The organism is Gimesia chilikensis (assembly GCF_008329715.1).
Lineage (GTDB): Bacteria > Planctomycetota > Planctomycetia > Planctomycetales > Planctomycetaceae > Gimesia > Gimesia chilikensis.
Genome location: NZ_VTSR01000006.1, coordinates 1 through 25,846 on the forward strand (window position 1 = coordinate 1; position 25,846 = coordinate 25,846).

Annotated in this window: 22 protein-coding genes; 12 read left to right on the plus strand and 10 right to left on the minus strand. The window is 53.4% G+C overall.

The window, feature by feature from the left end; genetic code table 11:
• Positions 1 to 231, plus strand: a 231-nt coding sequence (locus FYZ48_RS29490; RefSeq protein ID WP_206752600.1) for a hypothetical protein, incomplete at its 5' end; no start/stop codon positions are given.
• Between the two features lie 31 nt (positions 232 to 262).
• Positions 263 to 685, plus strand: a complete 423-nt coding sequence (locus FYZ48_RS07125) for a hypothetical protein (RefSeq protein WP_149338868.1) — start codon at positions 263 to 265, stop codon at positions 683 to 685.
• Between the two features lie 69 nt (positions 686 to 754).
• On the opposite strand, the gene FYZ48_RS07130 is transcribed toward FYZ48_RS07125, so the two are convergent.
• From FYZ48_RS07130 to FYZ48_RS07160, 7 genes are all read right to left on the minus strand, one after another.
• On the minus strand, positions 755 to 1,648 hold the full coding sequence (locus FYZ48_RS07130) for a DUF6985 domain-containing protein (RefSeq protein WP_149338870.1): 894 nt from the start codon (positions 1,646 to 1,648) through the stop codon (positions 755 to 757).
• A gap of 52 nt (positions 1,649 to 1,700) precedes the next feature.
• Positions 1,701 to 2,516, minus strand: coding sequence for a hypothetical protein (locus FYZ48_RS07135; protein WP_149338872.1), 816 nt, complete (start codon positions 2,514 to 2,516; stop codon positions 1,701 to 1,703).
• Positions 2,517 to 2,774: 258 nt separating this feature from the next.
• A complete protein-coding gene (locus tag FYZ48_RS07140; RefSeq protein ID WP_149338874.1) occupies positions 2,775 to 3,905 on the minus strand; it encodes a winged helix-turn-helix domain-containing protein in 1,131 nt (376 codons plus the stop codon).
• A 209-nt stretch (positions 3,906 to 4,114) separates the two neighbouring features.
• A complete protein-coding gene (locus FYZ48_RS07145; RefSeq protein ID WP_149338876.1) occupies positions 4,115 to 4,561 on the minus strand; it encodes a hypothetical protein in 447 nt (148 codons plus the stop codon).
• Between the two features lie 72 nt (positions 4,562 to 4,633).
• Positions 4,634 to 5,365 carry a hypothetical protein gene (locus tag FYZ48_RS07150; protein WP_149338878.1) on the minus strand — a complete coding sequence of 244 codons (732 nt, stop codon included), beginning with the start codon at positions 5,363 to 5,365 and terminating at the stop codon, positions 4,634 to 4,636.
• A gap of 67 nt (positions 5,366 to 5,432) precedes the next feature.
• On the minus strand, positions 5,433 to 6,779 hold the full coding sequence (locus FYZ48_RS07155) for a DUF1501 domain-containing protein (RefSeq protein WP_149338880.1): 1,347 nt from the start codon (positions 6,777 to 6,779) through the stop codon (positions 5,433 to 5,435).
• 132 nt (positions 6,780 to 6,911) lie between these two features.
• Positions 6,912 to 7,607 carry a hypothetical protein gene (locus FYZ48_RS07160; RefSeq protein ID WP_149338882.1) on the minus strand — a complete coding sequence of 232 codons (696 nt, stop codon included), beginning with the start codon at positions 7,605 to 7,607 and terminating at the stop codon, positions 6,912 to 6,914.
• A gap of 452 nt (positions 7,608 to 8,059) precedes the next feature.
• Here FYZ48_RS07160 and FYZ48_RS07165 point away from each other — a divergent pair, with 452 nt between their 5' ends.
• From FYZ48_RS07165 to FYZ48_RS07185, 5 genes are all read left to right on the plus strand, one after another.
• Positions 8,060 to 9,313: a sodium-dependent bicarbonate transport family permease gene (locus FYZ48_RS07165; RefSeq protein ID WP_149338884.1), complete on the plus strand. Its 1,254-nt coding sequence runs from the start codon at positions 8,060 to 8,062 to the stop codon at positions 9,311 to 9,313.
• 76 nt (positions 9,314 to 9,389) lie between these two features.
• A complete protein-coding gene (locus FYZ48_RS07170; RefSeq protein WP_145042294.1) occupies positions 9,390 to 9,701 on the plus strand; it encodes a P-II family nitrogen regulator in 312 nt (103 codons plus the stop codon).
• A gap of 325 nt (positions 9,702 to 10,026) precedes the next feature.
• On the plus strand, positions 10,027 to 11,430 hold the full coding sequence (locus FYZ48_RS07175; RefSeq protein ID WP_149338886.1) for a DUF1501 domain-containing protein: 1,404 nt from the start codon (positions 10,027 to 10,029) through the stop codon (positions 11,428 to 11,430).
• Positions 11,431 to 11,796: 366 nt separating this feature from the next.
• Positions 11,797 to 14,517, plus strand: coding sequence for an MGH1-like glycoside hydrolase domain-containing protein (locus FYZ48_RS07180; protein ID WP_149338889.1), 2,721 nt, complete (start codon positions 11,797 to 11,799; stop codon positions 14,515 to 14,517).
• A gap of 216 nt (positions 14,518 to 14,733) precedes the next feature.
• Entirely contained in the window at positions 14,734 to 16,143 is a 1,410-nt protein-coding gene (locus tag FYZ48_RS07185; RefSeq protein WP_149338891.1) for a carbohydrate porin, read from the plus strand.
• Between the two features lie 41 nt (positions 16,144 to 16,184).
• On the opposite strand, the gene FYZ48_RS07190 is transcribed toward FYZ48_RS07185, so the two are convergent.
• Positions 16,185 to 17,222: a sodium:calcium antiporter gene (locus FYZ48_RS07190; protein WP_149338894.1), complete on the minus strand. Its 1,038-nt coding sequence runs from the start codon at positions 17,220 to 17,222 to the stop codon at positions 16,185 to 16,187.
• A gap of 142 nt (positions 17,223 to 17,364) precedes the next feature.
• Positions 17,365 to 18,804, minus strand: coding sequence for a sigma-54 dependent transcriptional regulator (locus tag FYZ48_RS07195; protein WP_187781911.1), 1,440 nt, complete (start codon positions 18,802 to 18,804; stop codon positions 17,365 to 17,367).
• Between the two features lie 310 nt (positions 18,805 to 19,114).
• On the opposite strand from FYZ48_RS07195, the gene FYZ48_RS07200 reads away from it, so the two are divergent.
• The 5 genes from FYZ48_RS07200 (at position 19,115) to FYZ48_RS07220 (ending at position 24,568) form a co-directional block, all read left to right on the plus strand.
• A complete protein-coding gene (locus FYZ48_RS07200) occupies positions 19,115 to 20,218 on the plus strand; it encodes an NAD-dependent epimerase/dehydratase family protein (RefSeq protein ID WP_149338898.1) in 1,104 nt (367 codons plus the stop codon).
• Positions 20,215 to 20,856 (plus strand): vitamin K epoxide reductase family protein, encoded by a 642-nt coding sequence (locus tag FYZ48_RS07205; protein WP_149338900.1) that lies wholly within the window; start codon positions 20,215 to 20,217, stop codon positions 20,854 to 20,856. Before FYZ48_RS07200 ends, FYZ48_RS07205 begins: the two co-directional genes overlap by 4 nt.
• A gap of 19 nt (positions 20,857 to 20,875) precedes the next feature.
• A complete protein-coding gene (locus FYZ48_RS07210) occupies positions 20,876 to 21,232 on the plus strand; it encodes a hypothetical protein (protein ID WP_149338902.1) in 357 nt (118 codons plus the stop codon).
• Between the two features lie 17 nt (positions 21,233 to 21,249).
• Positions 21,250 to 22,485, plus strand: a complete 1,236-nt coding sequence (locus tag FYZ48_RS07215; RefSeq protein WP_149338904.1) for a Glu/Leu/Phe/Val family dehydrogenase — start codon at positions 21,250 to 21,252, stop codon at positions 22,483 to 22,485.
• A 130-nt stretch (positions 22,486 to 22,615) separates the two neighbouring features.
• Entirely contained in the window at positions 22,616 to 24,568 is a 1,953-nt protein-coding gene (locus FYZ48_RS07220) for an aconitate hydratase (RefSeq protein WP_149338906.1), read from the plus strand.
• A 21-nt stretch (positions 24,569 to 24,589) separates the two neighbouring features.
• On the opposite strand, the gene FYZ48_RS07225 is transcribed toward FYZ48_RS07220, so the two are convergent.
• The gene (locus FYZ48_RS07225) at positions 24,590 to 25,654 is read right to left on the minus strand and encodes a sodium:calcium antiporter (RefSeq protein ID WP_149338908.1); all 1,065 of its coding nucleotides are present in this window, start codon (positions 25,652 to 25,654) and stop codon (positions 24,590 to 24,592) included.
• Positions 25,655 to 25,846: the final 192 nt, after the last annotated feature.

The window sequence follows — 25,846 nt, forward strand, 5'->3', positions numbered from 1 at the left end:
GCAGTCTACAGAAATCAGGAAAACAGCATAAAAAACCGCTCTGGTGGGAACGAACTTAAGAGCGGAGTTACTAGCGCCATTCCGCTCACAAAAACGGAGTACCAAGGAGTAACAGGCCCTGGTTTCCCTTCCTGTTTACAAACCACGAACGTCACGAAAGACACGAAAATCCCCTGTGCGCAGTATTATTCAACAGGTAGTATTAAAGGGATTGAACCGGACTCCGGGTAACTCACCAGTTCCTTAACAAGGCCCGCTTGAGATGAAATCACTCAAAACATTGTATGAGTGTATGATGGGCTGTCTCATCGTCGTGGGCGGCGGTTTCATCATTTATCACCTGGATACAACGAATTATGCAGTTTCGCGCATCGAGAAACTGGGGGGAGGGGTTCGTTCCGACACAGCCTGGGGATCAACCCTCTACGAAATCGTCAATCTCAACGACACGCCTGCTACGGACAGTGATCTCAAATATGTGCGGAAGCTTCAGCCGTACTCAGGTGTCTATCTCAGAAATACGAACATCACGGATCAGGGCCTCAAACAGCTGCATGGTCTCGCGGTAGACGAAATCGACCTGACCGGCACCGATGTTTCTGATTCCGCAATCGCAGAACTGCTGGCCACTATCCCCGCAGATGCAAAGTGTCACATCATACGTGATCCGAAGATTGGGATGTAGCAGGTGTCAGGAACCTTATATATAAAGTTCCTGACACCTGTTATTGTCCAATGAAAAATAGTGGATGAGCTAGGAACGACTATTTTTCCACGCAAGGCACTTTTTAAGATACAAGTTCAAATGCTTAGCTGCTTCAGGGCATTTTTTCCATATTCTTTGAAATTCAGAAAATCGCTGTGACAGAATACGGGAATGTTTCTGATCTTGTGGAGAATTGGGAATGAATAACCGGGAAGTTTCATTATAAAGAACCTTACTCTCTGCTTCTACTTGAGCAATATCTTCAGCTAGCCGTTCTGCTGATTTTAAATCGACGACTTGAGACACCAGGTCAAGATAAAGTGCTTCACAATCAATACTCTTTTTGATTAAGTCCTGACCTTCTGGAGAAATGGTTGCTGGTGGTCCGCCTCCTCGTTCGCCAGCCCCTGCCCAATTCACAGCTTTTCTGCGATGCGTTAAAACGCTAAAGCCGTGTTCGTAATCTAATGATGTTCTGAAATCAAATGCGATATAAGCAACTTTGTTTTTATGTTCTGAAAGAATGGTAACTGTATTTGGTTCTACTAATTCACAAAATCCATCTAAAGTATTCAACCGTTTGCGAAGCTCACGTTTTTCACCTTGTAACGTCTTGGTTTCAGGCAGTGATTCCGGATAGTACGCTGATTTACATTGTTGAAGGGCATATTTTAATGCCGCTTTTGCAATTGAATCTTCATTCGCACATAAATATTCAAAAGCAGCCTCTTGTTCTTTCGCAGGCGGTTTCCCATCTGCTGATTCGATTTGAAGCTCTAGCAAAACCGGCCCGTTATTTGGCTCACTTTTTTCGTATGCTTCAGAGAGATAATCCGCATCGCAATCCCAGAGAATCCCACAGGTTTCAAACCCTGCCAATTCCACTTTTCCAAGCCACGCTTCATACTCAGATTTATACTTTATATCGCTAAATAAACTCATAAAAACCGCTCCTTATCACTATCGACCTGACACCTTTGATTACTTTCTGTAGCTACTCTTTTTCATTGTCAGCAGGTTTGATTGCCATCAGCGAAACAAGTGCGAGCACAAGTCCAATCAAACACGATGCACTGACATGCCAGAACAGGGTCAGGAGAGTATTGTCAGAGAAGATCAACACGGGAGTCTCCCCAAAGAGAACCCGCCTGATTTCCAATTCATACCAGTTACCCAGTGAGCAAGCAACAAAGCAGGCGACAGGAAACGAATTATAAAGGTGGTATGAAAACCACAGAATGCAAAAAGTGATCAATGAACACAATAGCCAAACCGCGCGAAAACGTCTGGTTTTGATGACCATCAGCGTAACAGGTGCGAAAACAAGGCCCACTAAACACGCTGCAATGACATGCCAGAACAGGACCAGGAGAGTATTATCAGGGGCGATAAACACGGGAGTATCCCCATAGAAAACACGCCTGATTTCCAATTCATACCAGTTACCCAATATGTAACTGTCACTCCCGATTACCGATCTGCCATCTTCAGTTTTATACTCCGATGGAAACGAAGCAATAATCAGGTAGGAATACAACAGAGTGTAAAAAGCGATCGTTGAACACATCAGCCAAACCACGCGAAAACGTTTGGTTTCGATCGCCAGCAGCGTAACAAGTGTAAGCACAAATCCCAGTAAACTCGCTGCACCGAGATGCCAGAACAGGCTCAGGCGAGTACCATCATCACCGAACGACCCTTTAGCAACCCCAAAGAGAGCCCCCCTTACTTCCAGGACATACAAAGTGATCAGGGCACACAATATCCAGATCACGCTGAAACGTCTGGTTTTGACGAGACTCAAAATCATCTGTACGCCGCTCTTAATGATGAGACCTGCCTCCCTTTAATAATCCTTTGGATTGATCTATTAACTGGCCAATATACCGTCATGATGAAACGCAGGGAGTCAGCTCCGGTTAGACGCTTCCCCGTGAGCGGCAAGGCGCTAGCCGCCGGTAATCAAGGTTGGCGTCGAAGAACAACACCGGTGGCTAGCGCCATTCCGCTCACAAAAAACAGAGTAGAAAAACAATAATGGACCAGGTCTCTTATTGTTCCCTGGATCTCACTTCAAGTTGTACTCCACCGCGTTACAGCCATTGAATTTGGCGAATGCTGACAATTTGGATTCCATTTTTTTCTGTAATTTATGCCGATCTACGTTTTTTTCGTAGTGAATCGAGTGAATCATCAGCCGTTGATTGGTTCGATCTGCTTTGCAATCGATGCGGGCGACAAATCGGCTGCCCTGTAGGACAGGCAGTGAAAAATACCCATACTTTCTTTTTGTCGCCGGAACATAGCATTCAATTTTATAATCAAAATCAAATAAGGTGATCAGTTTATCTCTTTGAATGACCAAATTATCAAACGGTGACAAGATGTGTATTTTCTGGCTGCCCCTGGGAATGCTCTCCAGTGATTGCCTGAGGGCATAATAAGTCTGTTCAACTCCTTCAACAGCGACTTGAGAAACTTCGTCATCAGCGACCATTTGGTCGAGGGTCGTCAAGACACTGGTTTTGGTGCGAGACTTGCGCATGTAGGCAATTTCGCTTACCGTTGCCAAGCCATGATGCTGAAGCGTTCGTTGAATCAGGTATCGAGCAAAGTCGGTTTCGCTCGGTAGTGTGGTGTCAACAGTACGAGGAATCACATTCTCCGGGAGATCGTATACTTTCTGGAATCCTTCACGACGAGTGATTTCCAGCTTGCCTTCAAGAAAAAGTCGCTCTAACGCTTTCTTGGCTGGTTTCCAGTCCCACCATCCCGATTTCCCCTGCTTTGTCATCTCAAAGTCTTTTGATCGAAGTGGACCTTCTTTACGTATCCTGGTTAAAACCTGTTTCATCATTTTCAGGTCTTTGGGATACCAGGACGTCTCGCGTTTCTGAAACTCTCGTTTTAGTGGTAGAGAATACCGGTAGTCTTTCATAGGCAGGTATGAGGCAGCATGGCTCCAGTACTCAAATGCGTCTCGTGATTCAATGAGCTGGTCCAGGTTAACCGGACTGTATTTTTGATTTCGACTCCAAAACACATGATGATGGGCACGTTCGACGACAGAGATGGTGTCAATCTGGACGTACCCCAGATGCTCAATGATTTCCACGGGATCCAAAGCTGGTCCTGTCAGCTTCTGACTAGCCACCATCAAACGCTGTGCAGACTTCAATGGCAACTTGATCGTTTTCATCTCGGGATTTTTGGGAGAACCTGGAAGAATTGTAGATAGACTCAAACAGCCGATGTTAAGTCTGTACCAGCCTAAGCATAGTACAATAGCGCATGACAGTTCAACGTGAGCGTAGAAAACGAAGTGTGAGACCTCAAGTAAAGGGAACCTGAAAGTGGGCAGGACTCTTGTTTAAGAGCCTCGATCCCTTTGTTCTTCACGCTGCCAAATCAAAGGTAGGTACTGAATTCGTTGCCGGACATCACAATGATAATCCCCAGGATAGCCAAGGCAATTCCCGCTGGCCCCATCCACGGCTTCCCGGCGTCGTGCTTTGACAGGTTCCAAAGAATGATGCTCACGACTCCACAGACCACCAGCAGCAGATTTAATGCGAGTGCCGTAAATGAGAAGCTGTGGTACACATAACCCATCTGCCGACTGAAGGGGATGAGCGGGAAATACGCAGGATGGTCGATCTCGTCTGGGCGATCTGAACGCCAGAGATCGCAGTAGTAACAGGCAGGCCATCCAAAATACCGTTCGAGTTCCCATCCGGGCTCACGGTCTCTCCGTCCACCCCAACCTGGATTCCATGAGAAGGCATTAATGACAAGAAAGGCAACTGCGCCCCACACGATGATGGGTGTCACTTGTGAACGAACTGATTCCGTCATGACTCTTCCCTGTTTTAATGCTTCCGCCTGCTGTTGCCCTCAAAGGAGCCACTGTACCACCACAGTCAGTTTCTAATCCGTCTTGCTGCTGTTATCGTTGGTGATATACGGTGGTCTGTAATCCCCTTGGGTCATCTCCTTAATCTCTTCCTTGGAGCGATACGGTGGTCCATAACCCCACTTTGAGACAATCTGCATTACATTTCCTTCAGACAGAGACACCCTCCCAGAGACTGTACTCTTCTCCAAATGCGACTTGATGGTGTCGTTAGTTTTACGGATATGTTCAAAACTCCTATTGCCACTTTCCCATATTTGGAAACCGCTCACGTCATCGAGATCGTCTGCACCGGTCAGCCTGAAAGAGGAATAGGTCGAATAATCTTTGTTGCCTGTAGATAATATTGAGCAGTAAAGATCTGAATGCGGATATACATAAAGCGATTTAGTTAAACTTGAATAATATTTTTTATTGTTCATGATGTTATTTACATCTGACAAAGATTGAACAGACAGCGTTCCCGTTACATAGTTTCGATTTTCCTTGAGTAAAAACGTTCCGTTATCCCAGACTGCAAAGGTAATTTCGGGCTGAAACAGATCGTTATGAAATGGTGAAAATCGAGTTTGAAAAACGGCGATCATGGGCTTATTGAATAAATAAGCTGGTAGATCAGACTCGTCTGAGAACTGTGGTAGCTCCTCAGCCGGAGGGGAATTGCTGGTCGATAATCCACGGTGACAACCGGAAAGACAAGTACCAAATAATAATGAGACAGAGATTACAATGTAACGGACATCCATTCCGCACCTCTTCTTAAGTGGAGTGATCCCAAACCGCATACAGCCAGGCAAGCCAAACCAACCGCCGTCAGATCAGTTCCCGAATCGGTTCCTGGCGTTCCAGCAAATACTGCGGCCGGCCATTATTGTCCGGGATGATGGTCGTGGCAGGATCAATGCCCAGGTTGTGATACAGCGTGGCGAAGACCTCCTGCATATGCACGGGACGGTCGACCGCTGCTTCAGCCCATTTATCCGTCGAGCCGATCACCTGTCCGGCTGACATTCCGCCCCCAGCCAGGAGGCCCGCATGCACGCGCGACCAATGATCGCGACCGGCTTTGTCATTGATCTTGGGAGTCCGACCAAACTCGCCCCACACGATGACCGTCACGTCCTGATCCAGGCCGCGTTCATGCAGATCTTCGACCAGCGCCGCCACACCCTGATCCAGTAACGGAATCACTTTGCGGCCTCTGCCGAAGTTATCGCTGTGGTAATCGAAATCAGCGAAACTGCAGGTCACCATCCGGGCCCCTGCTTCTACCGCCCGCCGCGCCTGCAGGAAGCGGGACATCAGCGCCTGGTAGCCCATCTTGGGATCGAAGCCGAGCACTTTGGGATCGTCGATTCCATACCGGGCCCGGACTTGCGGATCGACTTTCTCCAGGTCCAGCGCTTCCACCAGCCGGGACGACGTCAACACGCCCAATGCCTGTTCGGTAAAGTTGTCGCTGGACTCGGCGGCCAGTTTCTGATCGACCTTCCGCCGAAACGTATCGAGCTCTTCCAGCAGCCTGGTCCGCTCGTGCAGACGGACCGTGGAGATCGCATTCAGCGTCATGTTGCTCATCACCTCGCCATCAGGGCGAAATGGTGAATGGGCCATTCCCAGGAAGCCCGGCCCCTTAATGTTATAAGGATCGTGCGCCATCTTCTGCGACAGATCAATATAAGGGGGCACGGAAGGATCAACGGCCCCCTGCAGTTTGGAGAGCGCCGACCCCATGGACGGCCAGCCCCCCTGCGGTTTGGGATCACGGAACTGATGCCCGGTGCAGCATTGGAACGAATCGTGTCGGCCTTCGGAACCCACCAGCGATCGGATGATCGAGAACTTGTCCATCATCCCCGCGACGCGAGGCATCAACTCGCTGATTTCAATGCCGGGAACATTGGTCGCAATCGGTTGAAACTCACCGCGAATCTCGGCGGGGGCATCGGGCTTCAGGTCGAACATGTCCTGGTGCGGCGGTCCCCCATTCAGGAAGATCATGATCACCGCTTTGTGAGACTGACGCTGCGGATTCTGCTGCTCGGCCTGCAGCAATTGAGGCAGCGATAAGCCCCCCATCGCCAGACCGCCGATCTGCAGGAAAGAGCGGCGGGAGATTTGATCACAGAATTTCGTGGCACGGCCTTCAATTTTCAGCATGCTGCCTGTTCCGGGAAACCAGGAATAATGAAACCCACACTCCGTTGAGTGCTCTGATAATACACAGACTATGCATAAAAAGATACCGATGTTTACAAGAAAGGAAAATCTGTCTCCTGTCTAACGCCCCCACTATTCAGTCTGAAATGGTTTCCCTGGTTTAAAAGGGTCAAAATACTCGGTTCGAAAGCACCAGGTCGTAATTCTGGCACCTTCCAACGACGTTCTGAGTCTCATATCAGGATTGGCTTCCAGAATGGTAATCCGCCTCTCGATTTGCTTAATCAGATCCATCACCACTGCAGGTTCTTTGGGAACTTTAAAAGAATAACTATATCCACCAAACATTTCTAACCATTTGACGACCACATCAATATCGTCAGAATTCAGTCCTTCCAGAACACGTTGCAAAAATTGATTGATCTCAATCTGATAGTTCCTGGCGATATGAATAAAATTACCTTTATAATCTATGACTGGAAACTTGATAAGTAGATCAAAAAATTCATCAAAACTCAGTACAGGCTGTTCTAGTTCTGCAAGCAGGTGCAGACAAAAGAGAATTCTGATACTCTGCAGCAACTCGATTGACAGCGCAGTTTCCCGCTTCATAAAAAAGAGATTACCGGCATCATTCAGTACCCACTTCACAGCCGCAATGATTTCGGTAGTCGGATATTGTTTCTCCAGGCGTCTGAAAACCTCAGCCATACTTAAATCATTTCGTTGCCTGTTGACCTCCTTTCTAAAAGGAAATCTTTTTTTGATGGGGTCATACGCCAACTCATACATGGCGTCAATTATCTGATCGTATAAGCTGTAATTCATTATGCTCTAAATCTTTTTTGATAGCTGTTCTCGGAGTATGCCTTGGAATCATACATCATGACCGACTAAAAAGTCGCTACTGTAAGCTCCGGGAGCAAACGCAGTTAATAGTTGTTGTCGCAGTCGAATTAGCGACATCTCGTTTCAGCGAGCCCCACCCCTTACACGCAAGATGCTGCATGCACCCTGCAAGTCTTTGCACGCCCCTGCTGCAAAATCTGGTTCATTCATCTCCCTTGCGAAAAATTATTCCAGATAACTGGATCTGTATCTCAGGCAGAAAACCGGAAAAACCCCTCTCCTTACGTGCCAGCCCCGTTTATTTTGCCCCTGCGGCACACTGATTGCATCTCCCCCAGTCATACTCGCCACGTTGGTCAGTCAACGTGCAAACAAATGCGCCCCCAAGCGGCACTGACGCCGACCAAACCCGCCCCCCAAGGAACACAACCATGTTAGAGGCCTTTCTGGACAATTTCCTGCATAACCTCTTTAAACCGCTGCTGCTTTTCTTTTACATGGGCTTTCTGATTCCTATTCTCAAAGTTCCCTTTGAGTTTCCCAAAGCCGTCTATCAGGGGCTGACACTCTACCTGCTGATCGCCATTGGCTGGCACGGCGGTGAAGAACTGGCGTCCCTCTCGATCTCCGAATTCGGGCAGGCACTCGGATTTATGGTCATCGGCTTTTTCGCGAATCTCATCATCGGGATCTTCGCCTATATCCTACTGCTCAAAACCACCAGGCTGCGTCAGATTGACGCCGCCACCGTGGCCGGCTTCTACGGGTCCGACTCAGCCGGTACCTTCGTAACCTGCCTGGGTGTCATCACTGCAGCTCAAATCGCCTATGCCGCTTACATGCCTGTGATGCTGGCTGTCATGGAAATTCCCGGCTGTCTGGTAGCCCTCTATCTCGTATCGCGCCTGCGACAGAAAGGGATGGATGCTCACGGAAACATGCCTCACGAAGCAGACTATCAGCCCCCGCATTCCGCACCAGTGCTGGAAGGCACCGGCGGAGAAGTAGCTTCTGTCAGTAGCGAAGGTGCATCGGTTGGCCACCAGTCTACCGGAACGACTCATTCTCAGACCGCCGTTGCCGCGAAAACGGAAGCCCGTCGCGAACTGGCTGCTCAGCTGGATGTGGAAGTTGAAGAAAAGAAAAAACCGATCTTCAGCAAAGAACTCCTGCACGAAGTCTTTCTGAACCCGGGCCTCTACCTCCTGTTCGGCGGGATTATCATCGGCTTCCTCGGACGTCTGCAGGGCAAAGCGGTCACCAGCCTGGATGACACCCTGTTTGTGAATATCTTCCACGGAATGCTCTGCCTGTTCCTGCTGGAAATGGGTATCACGGCCTGTCGTCGTCTCAAAGACCTCAAAACAGCCGGCTGGCGGTTCATCATGTTTGCACTGCTCTGCCCCAACCTGTTCGCGTTGTTCGGCATTCTGCTGGCACACGGTTACAGCATGGCCCTGGGACAGCCCTTTGACCTGGGAACCTACGCTCTGTTCTCAGTCCTCTGTGCCGCAGCCTCTTACATCGCCGTACCCGCGGTCCAGAGACTGGCCATCCCCGAAGCCAGCCCGACACTGCCCCTGGCAGCTTCGCTCGGTCTGACCTTCACTTACAACGTCACCATCGGAATCCCGGTTTACATGCTCATCGCCGAGCTGGTCATGAAAACCTTACCCGTCGCATAACCAACTTCACTCCACTGACTAAATCATTGTTGAAACCAGAGAAAGTATCGAGCTCAGTCTCACAGGAAACCACGACATGGCTACCACCACAGAATTAACCAAAGTCATTGTCATCACCGAAACCCATTTCGAACAGGATCTGTTAAACGCGTTCCGCGAACTGGGAATCAAAGGGTTTACCTGCATGAACTGCTGGGGACAGGGTCACCACCAGGTCTACGACGAGCCCTTTATCGGACACTCCCAGACACGCATTGAAATCATCACCACTGAAGCCATCGCAGAATCAATCGTCGATTACTGTCGGCAACCCCGCTTCGAATCGTATGCGATTTCCGCCTACCTGGAATCCGTGCGTGTCCGAGACCCCAATAAATTCATCGCCTGAAACGGGGCAACCACCCCTTTCACGACGGCAGATTTCGTAGTTTGCCAGTCACCTTCATGTGCTTACTTTGGCGGGTAGCTAGCATGACAGGTGACTGGCGGCTACGAATTTTAAATCTCTTCCCCCACTCCAGCCGCAGATCACCCTTCCTGGAGAACGACACCCTTCCTCAAAACCCGTGCTGGACAGATACACTATCACATGTTAGCATATTGATGCGTTCAGTCTGCGCGCCACGGCCACGTCTCAGTTTAAGCGTCCCTGGTGCGCTGCAATCACATTCCAGGCCAGCAACAGGCCTGAAGTTTAGAGTGAGGAACGGGTTATGCAACGGCGTCAATTTCTGGTCGCATCCGGTCTCGGCTTTGCCGGGATGACATTCGGCTCTCCCACCCCCGCCGTTTCCGCTGCACCGGCTCCCACACCCCCCGGCAGAAAACCCGCCAAATCAACGATTCTGTTCTTCCTGTGTGGTGGTGCATCGCATATGGATATGTGGGATATGAAGCCGGAAGCCCCCCTGGAATACCGGGGTCCGTTTCAACCGATCCAGACTTCCGCCCCGGGAGTCCATCTCTCCGAACATCTGCCCCTGCTCGCCAAGCAGGCGCATCATCTGGCACTGGTCAACTCGGTCGGAGGCACCGTTAACACCAACGATCACCACGCCGGATATTACTACAACCTCACCGGACATATCCCCGATCAGACCTTCATCACCAAAGGGAACAACCGCACTCCCCAGCCGGACGACTGGCCTTACATGGGTTCCGTGGTCGCCTCCCGGCGCCCCGCGCATCCGAATCTGCCCAACGCCATTTCACTGCCGCACATGCCCAGCCGCGCCCCGTATACCCGTCCCGGTCAGTTCGCTGCCCGACTGGGAGTCGAACACGATCCGATGTATATTCAGGGCACACGTGAAGAACCGCTGAAGCTCCGCGGTCCTGCACTCTCGCTGGAAGGGGGCATCACAGCCGACCGGCTCACCGATCGCATTTCCCTGCTCGAACAACTCGATTCCGCCCGGCGACAGTTCGACGACTTCGCCAGCATCTCCACGATGAATCAGCATCAGGAACGCGCCCTGTCGTTGTTGATGTCTGCCCAGTCGACCTCCGCCTTTGATGTGCAGCAGGAAAAACCGGCCACACTCGAACGCTACGGCAAAACCATCAACGGCATGAGTCTGCTCGTTGCCCGCCGTCTGGTAGAAGTCGGCGTCCCCTTCATTACCGTCTTCTGGAAAGGCGATCTCAGGGCCCTCGGCAAGAAGTGCAAGAGCGCCGGCAGCTGGGATACTCACGGCAACAATTTCCAGTGCCTCAAAGAAGACCTGATGCCCGAATTCGACCGTGCTTACTCCGCACTCATCGAAGACCTCGCCGAGCGGGGGCTTATCGATGATACGCTGGTCCTTGTCACCAGTGAAATGGGCCGCAAACCAAAGATCGGCGATCCCCGTTCCGGCGGCAAATCGGGCGCAGGCCGTGACCATTGGACGCACTGTCTGACAGATGTCCTCGCGGGTGGCGGCATTCAGGGGGGCCAGACCTTTGGTGCCAGCGACAAGCATGGGGAATATCCCAAGGACAAACCTGTCACCCCCGCCGACATCACGCATACGGTCTACCATGCGATGGGCATTCACGACCTGACCGCGTACGACAAGCTCGGCCGTCTCTACTTCCTGCTCGACAAATCCAGACCGATCACCGAACTCTTCTGAGTTCGCCTCGGAATCTGCAGGTTCATACACCTCTTTGCATTCCCGCGCCGTTCTGCTAAATTCCAGCCAGACAATCAATTAGCGACTGTCCAGCGGCACGCAGATCACCTGCACGCCGCGATAGTGGATTACCTTATCAAGTTCTCCCCATGCAAATGCAGGCCTGTCCAGTGAATTGATTTTTGCCCAAATCTGACCGCAAAATCACAGATATATGGGAACAGGATTCGCATCGTGACTATCATCAGTGTGTAACTGGTGCCGAAACACCTGTTCTTCAGCAGGGGAGCATTATTCCTGCGCACATTCTGCAAATTTAACAGGCACGCCTGCCTCTGCCTGAATGGAAAAGAGTTAATAGAGTCTATGGCTGAAGTAGAATGGGATCGTCTTGCCGCCGAAGTAAATCGTGAACCGGGAGCAAACTGGAAACGCTGGGGGCCCTACCTCGCAGAACGACAGTGGGGAACCGTGCGGGAAAGTACAGCTGACGGCGATCCGTGGCTCAATTTCACACACGAAGAGGCCACCTGGCGCACCTATCGGTGGGGAGAGGATGGGCTGCTGGGTATCTGCGACCGTCAGTGCCGACTCTGCTTCGGGCTCGCCCTCTGGAACGGCGAAGACCCGATCCTCAAGGAACGTCTGTTTGGCCTGACCGGCCCGGAAGGCAATCACGGTGAGGACGTCAAGGAAGCCTACTACTACCTCGACTCAACCCCCTCGCATTCCTACCTCAAGGCACTTTATAAATACCCGCAGTCAGAATTCCCTTATGGGGAACTCCGCGAGGAAAACGCGCGACGCTCCCGTCAGGAACAGGAATACGAACTCACCAATACCGGCATCTTCGACGAAAGCCGCTACTTTGACATCCAGATGGAATACGCCAAAGCAGCCGACGAAGACATTCTGATTCGCGTCACCATTTTCAACCGCGGACCAAAATCTGCGCCCCTGCACTTCCTCCCCACCTGGTGGTTTCGCAACACCTGGAGCTGGGGACCTACGCTCGATCGCCCCAGCGAAAAACCCAACATGGAACAGATCGCCGACACCTGCCTGAAAGCAGAGCACGAAACCCTGGGCGAATTCCGGCTCTTCACTGATCTCGGTCCGGATGGAGAGACTCCCGACTGGCTCTTTACCGAAAACGAAACCAATACCTGGCGATTTGAAGACCCGAACAGCCGCCGCCCCTCCTGCAAAGACGCCTTTCACCTGGCAGTCGTCGAGGGAGTCGAAGGCGTCATCAATCCACGCCCCACAGGCACCAAGGCTGCCGCTCACTTTAAACGCGTCATTCCCGCCGGCGAATCAGTTGAGTTCCGCCTGCGTATGTCTGCCATTGATGAATTACCGGAAACTCCCTTCGGACCGGAATTCGATGAAATCTTTGCCCAGCGAATTGACGAAGCCGATCGGTTCGCCGATTCCTTAGTGGAACCGGGGCTCTCTCCGGACGAGCAGCAGATCCTTCGCCAGGCCAATGCTGGTCTGCTCTGGACCAAACAGTTTTATCACTACGTCATTCCCCGCTGGCTCGAAAACGCCGGCAAGGGAAATAAGGAACCGGCTCGCCGCCTGCCCGGCATGCCCAGCCCCCGCAACGCTGACTGGGGACACCTTTACAACCGCAATATCATCTCCATGCCCGACAAATGGGAATACCCCTGGTACGCGGCCTGGGACCTCGCGTTTCACCTGATTCCGTTCTCCAAGATTGATCCGCACTTCGCCAAGGACCAGGCCATCCTCTTCCTCCGCGAATGGTACATGCATCCCAACGGACAGCTGCCCGCCTACGAATGGAATTTCAGCGACGTCAACCCGCCCGTGCACGCCTGGGCCTGCTGGCGCGTCTACCAGATGACCGCTTCCAACGGAGATCGCGATCGCAATTTCCTGGAACGCGTCTTCCAGAAGCTCCTGCTCAACTTCACCTGGTGGGTCAACCGTAAAGATATCCGCGGCAAACACGTCTTTAGTGGCGGCTTCCTCGGACTGGATAACATCGGAATCTTCGACCGATCTAAACCACTGCCGACAGGCGGCCACCTGGAACAGGCCGACGGCACCGCCTGGATGGCCTTCTTCTGTTCGAGCATGCTTTCCATCGCCTTTGAACTGGCCGATAATAACCCTGCCTACGAAGATATGGCGTCCAAGTTCTTCGAACATTACGTCTCGATCGCTGAGGCGATGAACTCACTGGACGGCACCGGTCTCTGGGACGAAGAAGATGGTTTCTACTACGATCATCTGCACCTTGACGGACGCAGCATCCCACTCAAAATCCGTTCCATTGTCGGGTTGATCCCCCTGTTTACCGTCGACGTTCTCTTTGATGAGACCATCGAAAAACTCCCCGCTTTCCGCAAGCGGATGGAGTGGTTCCTGAAGAGCCGCCCCAATCTGCAAAAGTTCATGACCTACATGGAACGCGATTCGGAAACCTCTTCAGGCGGCCATCGCCTGCTGGCGATCCCTACGCGCGACCGACTCTTGCGTCTGCTCCGCTACCTGCTGGATGAAGACGAATTTCTCTCCGACTACGGTATCCGCTCGCTCTCCAAATTCCATGAAGAGCATCCGTTCGAATACGAACTCAACGGCGAGCTGTTAAAGGTACAGTACCTGCCCGCCGAGTCGGACAGCGGACTGTTCGGTGGTAACTCCAACTGGCGGGGCCCCATCTGGTTCCCCCTTAACTACCTGTTGATCGAAGCCCTCGAACGCTACCACACCTTCTACGGTAAAACGCTCCGCGTCGAATGTCCGACCCGCTCGGGTAACTACATGGACCTGCAGGAAGTCGCCGACGAAATCCGCCGGCGTCTCTCCCGTCTGTTCCTCTCCGACGAAGCCGGCGATCGTCCCAGCTATGCCCGCACCGATGTCCTGCTCAACGATCCGCACTGGCGCGACCTGGTGCTGTTCTACGAATATTTTGACGCGGAAACGGGACGCGGACTGGGAGCCAGCCACCAGACCGGCTGGACCGCGTTGATCTCTCCCATCCTGGGTACCCTGGCAAGTCGCTGTCGGCAACAGTCAGAAACCGGCCAGCCCGCTGCCGCTGAGTAAGCGAAATTTGATCCTGTGACAACACTGGTCTATTCCCGGAATGATCGGAGACTTCCCAGATAGTATATAGCCCAACCGCTATAACCGTTACAAACTGACCGACGCCGTTCCGTTTATTCCAGTCTTAACGAAAAAAACATTCAGCAGGTGCCGCCAGACGACGAAAAGTATCTAAAGGTTCAGTTTCCTTATACGCTCTACTTTTCGAGAAAAACTATGATCCCAGGCTCTTCCAATCTACTCTGGATCCTGGAACGCAGTCGCTTAACCGTCTCGATCTGCTGCCTGATTTACTTCTGCTGTTCTGCTCCCTTTAGTCGATCTGCTTTCGCCGACGATGCGTTGCCAGTCTCCCTCTACGAAGAAATGCAGCAGTCAGCCGAGTCTGACCTGCTCTGCACTGAGTCAACCTGCGCTGAGAACACCGGTCCCTGTGTTTGTTGTGATGGTCCCGACTTCTGGACGCAGACAACGATGACACAGAACCTGTTTCCCAGTCGCGCCTGTCTGGCTGAGCAGGGAATTACCTTCGATGCCGACCTGATTCAATACTACATGGGCGTCGCCTCGGGAGGCCGGGAACAGGAATTTCGCTACTCGGGTCACGGCGACTATGTGATGAATATCGACTCAGGCAAGCTGGGCGGACCTCAAGGCCTGTTCGTCAAACTCCGCGCCGAACACCGTTTTGGTGAAACCATCAACAACGCAACCGGTGCAATTATCCCGGCGACCCTGGCTCCCGATTTGCCTGTCTCCTACAGTGATGAACTCTACCTGACTAACGTCCTGTTTACTCAGATGTTTTCCGAATCGTTTGGTGTCTTCGCAGGAAAGCTCGACACGCTCGACGGCGATATGAACGCCTTCGCCCATGGTCGCGGCAAAACCCAGTTCTCCAATACCGCCTTTATCGCCACGCCCATCGGTCTGCGAACCATCGTCTATTCAACACTTGGAACCGGTTTCCTGATCCTCCGAGAAGGCGAACCGATCTTCACCTTCACCGTCCTCAACGCAACAGATACCACCCGCACCAGTGGCTTCAATGAACTGTTCGCCCACGGTGCTGCCATCGTTCCGGAACTGCGTCTCCCCACAAACCTCTTCGGCAAACCAGGACACTTCCTGTTCGGCGCCAGCTACAGCACTCGTTCGTTCGCCTCGCTGGAACAGGATCCCCTGTTCGTTCTACCCACTGTTCCCATCGACCGCGAATCGGAATCCTGGTCGTTCTACTGGAACTTCGACCAATACCTGGTGGTCGATCCCGACAATCCCCAGCGTGGCTGGGGGCTCTTCGGCCGTGCCGGGATCGCCGATAAGCAGACGAATCCCATCGAGTGGTTCCTCAGCCTCGGGATCGGCGGCAGCAGTCCCATTGCCAGCCGCGAAGCAGACACCTTCGGTATCGGCTGGTATTATTCCGCTACCAGCGACCGCCTGACCCCCTTCATCGACAAGGTACTGGGAGGCGTAGGTGACGGTTACGGCGTTGAACTGTTCTACAACGTAGAAGTTACCAAATGGTTCCACCTGACCACCGACATGCAGGTCATCCGCCCCGCCCGTCAAACCATCGATACCGCCCTGCTCGTCGGCTTACGTGCCGTAATTGATCTCTGATCGAATTCAGATGATTAAACGCGCTCTCTTTGATGAACACATCACTGCATCAGCGACAGCACTATGAAACCAACCAGGTAAATCACGAGCATCAATAGACTCTCGAAACCGATGTTACCGGGACCATGCTTCTGTCGGTAGATCAATCCGGAGAGCAGGACCACATTCAACAGGAGTGTGATCGTCGTCAGCAGAATTTCCCGTGTCCCCATCCCCGGGCCGTGATAGATCGAACCGCTGAGAAATGCGAAATCAGCAGCCGCGATGAATAGCACATCAAAGAAATTCCCGCCGACCACGTCACTCACGGCCAGCGTCAATGCGCCGCGCCTGACCGCTGCCAGGCAGGTGACCAGTTCAGGGAGCGACGTCGCCCCCGCCATCAAGAGACCACCGATAATCGGCGCGGAAAGATTCGTTTTATCCTGAATGTTCCCCGCCGACTCCGCGACCAGGCTGCCACTGAATAATGTGAGCAGTCCTGAAATGATCAGTCCCGTCCACAACAGCCAGAGTCGTTCGTGCTGTGAACCCGGCGCAGGTTCATCGAGTACTGTCTCCGAAGTATGCCGCGGATGCCACATCGGTTCTTCCTGCACGCGATAGGTCAGCCAGAACGCCATCACCGCTCCCGCCAGCAACAACAGAGTCGCCGGATGCACGGGACCGATCACCACATTCGGACTGCCCAGACCGAGCAACACAATCGTGATCAGCAGGATCAGCATGATGGTCTGGATCATCGTCGTGGCCGAAGCAGCAGCATGTTCCAGATTTGCCTTACGATGCAACACATCGGCCAGCGCGAGCACCGTCGTCTGAAACGCGATGCCTCCCATCGCGTTACTCAACGCGAGCACCGCATGTCCCTGCAAAGCCGCCGTCACCGAAGCCGCCAGTCCCGGTAGCGCTGTGATCAGCCCCAGCATGATGGTCCCGGTCACTGCTTCTCCCAGACCGGTCCGATCTGCCAGCCGATCCGCGTATTCCGCCAGCTTGACTCCCGAGACTCCGATCACCACAGCTGCCATGATAAACACGGTGACATCGCCCCAGAGTGGCAGGTTTAATTCTAACATGGTGCAGTGGTTCTTACAGCGGAAGTTCGGCAGTAGAATTTGTCAGCGCGTCAGGTTGTTTAACTCAAACTCTGTTGTACCTTTTGCGTAGAACGCTGGCAACGCAAGGTCGCTTTTACCGATCCCTCTACTCAGAGTCGATTCAATGTGAAGAAGAAATCGTTTCCGATTCGTGCAATCCTTTCTTCGCGGCAGCAGACTGACCATTCCCGCGATAGTCCGCAGTCACTCCCCAGGCTTTCAATTTCCTCTGGAGCGTCCTCACGGAAACTCCCAGTGAGCGGGCCGACTGAGTCCGGTTTCCCCGATAGCGTTTGAGCGTCTGCTCAATCGCCGTGCGTTCCAGATCCTCCAGCCGGGTTCCTGCCGGAATCGCAATCTGGCCTGCTGCCAGTTGCCCCCCGTTCATCATCTCGGGTAGATCGGCCAGCGTCAGCACTTCTTCACGTGACAGCACCAGCATACTCTCCAGACAGTTACGCAACTGACGAATATTACCCGGCCAGTGGCCATTTCGCAGCCAGGCCTCCAGCTCAGGATCCAGCACAGGCACATCACGCTTAAGGCACTGGCACAGCTGTCTCAGAAAAAAGTTCACCAGCACCGGTATGTCATCCCGACGTTCGCGCAGAGGCGGTAAGGCCAGATTGACCACATTCAGTCGATAGAACAGATCTTCGCGAAAGTCTCCTGTCTGTACCATCTGCTGTAATGGATGACTGGTCGCCGCAATGACACGCACATCCACTTCCCGGTCCCGGTTACTGCCGATCAGGGTCACCCGGTGATTTTCCAGCACTCGTAGCAGTTTGGCCTGCGACTCCAGCTTGAAGTCGCCGATTTCGTCAATGAACAGGGTTCCGCCATGTGCTGCCTCAAAACGGCCCACCCGTGATTCACTGGCGCCAGTGAAGGACCCTTTCACGTGTCCGAACAGTTCGCTCTCCACCAGGTGTTCCGGCACCGCAGCCATGTTGATCGTCACAAACGGACGGTCCCCACGGGGACTGTTCCGGTGGATTGCTTCCGCCAGCAGTTCCTTCCCGGTTCCTGATTCTCCCGTAATCAATACCGTACTGTCTGTGCCGGCGACGCGCTGCGCCCGCTCAAACAGCTGCTGCATCACCTGGGTCGTCCCCACCATCTTTTCGAATCCCACGTAACGCCCCAGTCGTGCAGTGCTGGATCCGTGCTTCTCTTCTACAGCAACACGCGATTGCCGGGCCTGCAGATATCCCTTGACCAACTTTACCAGGGACTCAGCCTGCAACGGCTTGACCAGAAATTCGTCTGCCCCCTGTTTCATCGCGGCGACAGCCGTAACGACATCACTGGTGTGTGACAAAATCAGAAAAGGCACCTCGGGCGCCTGTTGTTTACAGAGATAAAGCAGTTCCAGAGAGATACTGACATCCTCTCCGGTATCGCAGAGAATCAGGTCGACCCTCTGTTCCAGGTATCGTGATACCTCACTCGGCGCACAGCACTGAGTTTGACAGAAATCCTGTTTTGAAAACCAGTTGTATATTTTTGAGTCTGAAGTTTGTTCTTCTGAAATGATCAGTAATTGGTCGTTAGACATGTTTGTTCTCCCCCTTCTGAACAGACTTGCGTTACTTTTCAGTTTCGCAAAGCCCGTGCCATGGAGAATTGCACATATAATCGTTTCTTTTAGCATTATTCCGCCCTGTTTTCGGGCTGGTCAGCAATCAGCCTGACGGCTCAGCGATCAGCGGGAAAGTCAATCTGACATGCCTAAAGTCATAAGTACGGCAATATGACTGCATTCTCTGCAGATTGTTGCAAACCAGAGGAAAAATCCCTGCTTGGCATTCCAGTTGCGGCATTCTTTCTCTGAATTTCAATCGAAACCAACAGAAGGGAGGCAGAGCATGAATGGCACATCGATAGAGAAACCCGTTATTCTGGTTACCGGAGCAGCCGGGTTGATCGGCACACGACTCGTTCAAGCGTTCTCAGAACAGTTCCAGGTGGTCGCCTTTGATGTCAAACCACTGCCCAAAGAGCAGCATTCCGCAGAATGGATCTCCTGTGATCTGACAGACGATGATTCGGTCGCCCGCGCGCTGTCAGACCTCAAGGTTCAGCACGGCAGTAAAATCGCCAGCGTGGTTCACCTGGCCGCCTACTACGACTTTTCCGGCGAGCCGAGCCCGCTGTACCAGGATCTGACCGTAGCGGGGACTCGACGGCTCTTACAGGGGCTGCAGGATTTTGACGTCGAGCAGTTTATCTTCTCAAGCTCTCTGCTGGTGCAAAAGTCAGTCGACGACGGGGAGCTCATTAAGGCATCATCACCGGTCGAAGCGGAATGGCAATACCCCCAGTCCAAGCTGGAAGCCGAGTCTACCATTCGGCAGTACGCCGGATCGATTCCGACCGTCATCCTGCGTCTGGCCGGTGTCTATGATGAGCAGTGTCACTCGATTCCCATCGGGCAGCAGATCTCTCGTATCTTCCAGAAGAAGCTGGAAAGTTATTTCTTCCCCGGCGACAAAACCCACGGCCAGGCCTTTCTGCATCTGAACGATCTGGTCGGCTGTTTCGAAGCCGTCATCGGTCATCGCCGTCGACTTCCGGAACATAGCCTGTTCGTCATCGGTGAAGAAGATGTCATGAGCTACGAAGAACTGCAGGAAAAAATCGGACTCTATCTGCATGGGGACCAGTGGCCCGCTATTCGGATTCCCAAAGCCGCCGCCAAGGCAGGTGCCTGGGTGAAAGATCAGCTCGCAGCAGACTCGGACGCCCCGTTCATTAAGCCCTGGATGATCGATCTGGCCGACCAGAACTATCCGGTCAGCGCAGAACGGGCCCGGGAACAGCTTGGCTGGGAACCCCGGCATCTGCTCCGCGAAACACTGCCCGATATGATCGACGCGCTGCTCGACGATCCCAAAGCCTGGTATGAGGAAAACGGCCTGCCGGTTCCTCGTGAGTTGCCGCAGCTCGAAGCCACGGGAGCCCGGAAATGAGCCAGTTATCGCTCAAAGGGTATCCCGCAGAACAGGCTGACCTTGAGGTCGCAGTTCCGCCGTTCGATTATAACCCGTCCACCTGGAGTCAGCGGATCCCGATCTGCGTTCTGGCCTGCATCGCCTTCTTACTGGCAGGGCACATGGCTCTCTTTCAGTGGGGGCTGATCGAAGCCCCCTGGGATCCGGTCTTCGGCGAACAGACGCGGAGGGTACTGACCTCAGATGTCGCCTTGAAAATGCATTACTGGTTCGGAGTGCCGGACGCAGCCCTGGGTGCGCTCGCGTATCTGGGTGATGCAATTTTCGGTCTGGCTGGTTCGACCCGTCGCTGGCAGTACCGTCCCTGGCTGGTCATTCTGTTTGGGATCGATGTCATTCCGCTGGGAATCGTCAGTGCAATTCTCGTTGTCTGCCAGGCAACGATTGTCGGCAACTGGTGTCTGTTCTGTCTGATCACCGCGGTCATCTCACTGGTGCTGGTCGTGATGGCTTATGACGAAGTCTATGCCTCGCTCAAGCTGCTCTATCGCGTCTGGCAGCGGACACACGATAAAAAAGTGCTCTGGCAGGTACTCTGGGGACGTCCCACAAAAATCGCCGACGAAATCGCCAGTGAGATGGTACAGAGAACCTGAGTTATCGAGGGAGAATCGCATGTGGTCGCGCGTTATTGAATTCATGCTGGGCTGCTGGCTCGCTATCAGTCCCTTTATCTTCACTGCAGGAGAACAGGTGCCTGCGTTGACGGCTGTGACCTGGGCTTCTGCCCTGCTGATCATCTGCCTCAGCCTGGTTTCTTACTGGCCGCCACTGCGCCACGCACATTTAGCGATCTTCTTTCTTGCGCTGGCGCTGATCGGCTATGGACGTTTCGCCGTCCCGGCTCCAATTCCCCCCGCACTCCAGAACCTGATTATGACCGGCTTATTATTATTGATGTTTGCCCTGGTGCCTAACCGTGCCAGCCAGCCTCCCCGCTGCTGGTACGATAAAGCGCCGGAAATGTCTTGAATAGACAGGAATGAAAGATGCCTTCCGCTATCAGTCAGTTCATCCACCCGGCTCTGGATCGTCAGGGCGTCAGTGATGAAATGCGGCACCTGATGATCACGCCGTACCGTGAAATAAAATTCGGTCTGCCAATTGTCGATCATGAAGGGGGTATGAAACTCTATACCGGCTTTCGCGTGCAACACAATCACAGCCGCGGGCCCTTCAAGGGAGGACTCCGTTTCCATCCCGATGTCGACCTCGATCACTTTCGTGATCTCGCTTCCGTCATGACCTGGAAATGCGCGCTGGTCGATATTCCCTTTGGCGGTGCCAAGGGGGGCATTAACTGCAATCCGCGTGACCTGAATCAACAGGAAATGGAAGTCCTCACAAAACGTTTTGTCGAACGCCTGGATGAAATGCTTGGCCCCGATCACGATATCCCCGCCCCAGACATGGGCACCGGCCCTCAGGAAATGGCCTGGATCCTCGAAGCCCGCTCGCAGGATCATGGTTTCGAACCAGGCACTGTGACTGGCAAACCGCTGCAACTCTTCGGATCGGAAGGACGAACCCAGGCAACAGGCCACGGGGTCGCTTTCGTCACCCGCTGGGCCTGCGAAGACTCGAACATAGACATTCAGGATGCCAGCATCGCGATTCAGGGTTTCGGAAATGTTGGCAGTTATACTGCACAGTTTCTACATGACTTCGGAGCCAGAGTCGTCGCCATCAGCGATAAGGACGGAGGCCTGTATCACCCCGAAGGACTCGACATTCCTGAGATACTCCAAGTCCGTCAACAGCCGCACGAAAAGCTCCGCTTGAACGAGCTGGCTGTTTCCGCAGAGCAGATCACAAATGAAGAACTGTTGACCCTCGATGTCGATGTATTGATTCCCGCTGCCGTGGAGGCGGTCATTAATGAAGAGAATGTCGAAGACATTCAAGCCCGGCTCATCGTTGAAGCAGCCAACATCCCGGTCACCTGTGAAGCCGATCAACGTCTCGAAGAACGGGGCATCCCGGTGATCCCCGATATCCTCGCGAATGCCGGTGGCGTGACGGTTTCCTACCTTGAATGGGTACAGAACCGACAACGTTACAGCTGGAAAGAAGAAAAAGTCAATCACATTCTGGAAGAAACACTGCACCAGGCCTGGAATCACCTCACCTCGTATGCCCGCGAAGAACAGATTTCCCGCCGTCTGGCTGCTTACACAATTGGAACACAACGTGTCAGGGAGGCAATTCAGCTCCGCGGCTTCTAAGACAGGGACCGGCCCAGGGGCAACATTTTACTTACAATCAATTTTTAAGCGGGTTCACTGAATCAAAGCACGACTCACTCGCGCCAAGATCAATGGGCTCTCAGCGCCCGCCCTTTCCAAGGAGTCAGTCATGGCCGCTAATCTTGCTCAAAAGCTCATCCGCTCGCATCTGGTCGAAGGTACTATGGAACCGGGAGAAGAAATCGGTCTCCACATCGATCAGACACTCACTCAGGACGCCACCGGTACCCTGGTCATGCTGGAACTCGAAGCGATGCAGCTCGATCGCGTGCAGACCGAAGTTTCCGTGCAGTACGTCGATCATAATCTCTTGCAGGAAGATTTCAAAAATCCCGATGACCACCTCTTCCTGCAAAGTGCCTGCCAGCGTTTCGGCATCTGGTTCAGTCGTCCCGGGAATGGCGTCAGTCATCCCCTGCACCAGGAATATTTCGGCAAGCCAGGCAAAACACTGCTCGGCTCAGACAGCCACACCTGTTCCGCCGGCGCACTCGGGATACTGGCCATCGGCGCAGGTGGACTCGAAGTCGCGATGGCCATGGCAGGCTTTCCCTTCTATCTCAAGATGCCCGAGATCTGGGGCGTTCATCTCACAGGCACGCTTCCCGACTGGGTCAGCGCCAAAGATCTGATTCTCGAAATGTTGCGTAGGCACGACGTCAAAGGAGCCGTGAATCGCATTATTGAATACCACGGTCCCGGTCTGAAACAACTCTCGGCCATGGACCGCCATGTGATCGCCAATATGGGCGCGGAGCTCGGCGCAACCGCCACGGTCTTCCCGGCTGACACAGAGATTCAGCATTTCCTGCACGAACAGGGACGCGCGGACGATTATACGGAACAGACAGCCGACGCGAATGCCAGCTATGACATTGAGGACGAAATCGATCTGGGGGCCCTGGAACCATTGATCGCACTCCCCTCCAGTCCGGGCAATGTGCACACTGTTCGCGAACAGGCCGGCGCCCCCATCTACCAGGCCTACATCGGTTCCTCTGCCAATCCCGGCTATCGCGACTTCGCTATCGCTGCCGAGATCGTCCGGGGCCGCCGCATTCATCCGCGCGTATCACTCGATATCAATCCCAGTTCACGGCAGATCCTGATGTCCCTGGTCGAACAGAGTGCTTTAGGCGCGTTGATCCAGTCCGGTGCCCGTATCCACCAGGCGGGATGCAATGGCTGCATCGGCATGGGGCAGGCTCCTGCTACCGACCAGATCAGTCTGCGTACCGTTCCCCGCAACTTTCCCGGGCGGAGTGGAACCCGGGAAGACAAGGTCTGCCTGGTCAGCCCTGAGACGGCTGCCGCTTCCGCACTCTCCGGATGCATCACCGATCCCCGCACGCTGGAAATGCCCTGCCCCTCAATCGAGATCCCCCAGGTTCGGACCAGTCGCGACGAACTCTTTCAGGCACCGCCTATGGATGACGACCTCACCCAGTTCGCACTACGCAAAGGACCAAATATTAAATCCATCCCGGAATTTGAACCTCTGCCCGACGAACTCGAGGTTCCCATACTACTCAAAATGCGCGATAACATCTCGACAGACGAAATCCTGCCCGCTGGTGCCCGGGTCCTCCCCTATCGCAGCAATATTCCCGAAATCAGTAAGTTCGCTTTCGAACAAATCGACTCCAGCTATGCAGAACACGCTCTGCATATCCGCGAAGCCGGCGGTCATTCAATCGTGGCCGGTGAGAACTACGGACAGGGTTCCAGTCGCGAACATGCAGCACTCGCCCCGCGCTATCTCGGGCTGAGACTGGTCATCGTCAAAAGCTTTGCTCGCATCCACTGGCAGAACCTCGTCAACTTCGGCATTCTCCCCCTCACTTTTGAAAACCCGGACGATTACGCAGAGATTGAGCAGAACGTACTGTTGCACATGGAATCACTCAGGCATCAGGTCGCAGATCAGCCGACAATCCAGGTCCACGTTAACGGCCACACAACCATCACGGCCCGGCATGGACTCTCAGAACGTCAGCGTGAGATCCTGCTGGCAGGCGGATTGATCAACTGGGCACGTTCGTCCCGGCAGAAACAGGCCTGACAGACATCGGTAATGTATTGCTCAAAGCACATAGTAATACAGGCCCATGCCACTGACATAAACCAGCAGAATCATGGCCGAATCGTAGCCCATCCCCAGGATGGTCTTATCGCGGCGTTCGAGTATCCCCCAGAGATACAGCCCGGTGCAGATGATTCCCAGCGCTGCCAGAAAACTTGCAGAGGGATCCAGGCTGTCAATAATTGCCCCGTCCCGATACGCCAGATCGGCAGGTAGAAACAGCGCGACTTCCAACAGGTTCGTCCCCAGAATATTTGCCACCGCCATACTGTAAGCACCGAAACGGACTGCAGTCCACGTAGTACTGACCTCCGGCAGACTGGTCGCCAGCGCGACCAGCGTCGCACCGATCAGGCTCTGACCGAGACCACTCTGATCCGCCAGCACTTCCCCCGTCCGCGCCACGACAAAGCCGCTCACCAGCACACCAACCGCCGCCAGAACGAAACGATTCACCAGTTGTCGGGTACTCAGATCACGATATTCGGGATGTGCATTTTTCACATCACGAGGCGATTCAATCGGCTGCTTGAATTCTCCCGCAGGTTCCCACCGTGGTTCCCCTTCATAGCGATGAAATACTCCCAGGCAAAACAGATAGGCCAGGAACAGCAGCACGGGCCAGAGCCCGACTCCCCAGACCACCAGCAGTTCGCCGGTCACCAGCGTAATGATACTGAAGCTCAACATCAGGATCAGAAACACCCCCTGCACCAGGAGCGTTGCTTTAGGAGAGAACAGCGTCAGCGGCTTGTTTCGCAGGAAAATCGCATCCAGTACGGCCAGCACTGCGATCTGCATCACCACCCCGCCCAGCAGATTGTTCCCCGCCATCTCCGCAGCACCAGAGACAGAGGCACTGAGTGTAGTCCCCAGTTCGGGCAGACTGGTCGCACCTCCCAGCAGTAGCGCACCGGCGAACGCTTTCCCAATCCCTGTTCGTTCCGCGATCAGATCGACGTAGTAACTCAGCCTCGAACCACATAGCCAGACTCCCCCGGCTGCGAGACTGAACAGGAGCACATTCAATACCAGCGGATTTGTCTGCAACTCGAATAATGACATGGAGTCAGCAACTTCTTTCTATTTGGAATGACTAAGCTTGCGATAAGACTGACAAACGACCAGAACGAACGCTCAGACAGCAGTCCACCCCACCAAAAACGCGGACAGCCTGTCACACAGGTGCGACAGACTGTCCGGTCAACTCATCAGGCCCGAGATGAATCCCTGATAAATGAAACTCATCTCTGCTGA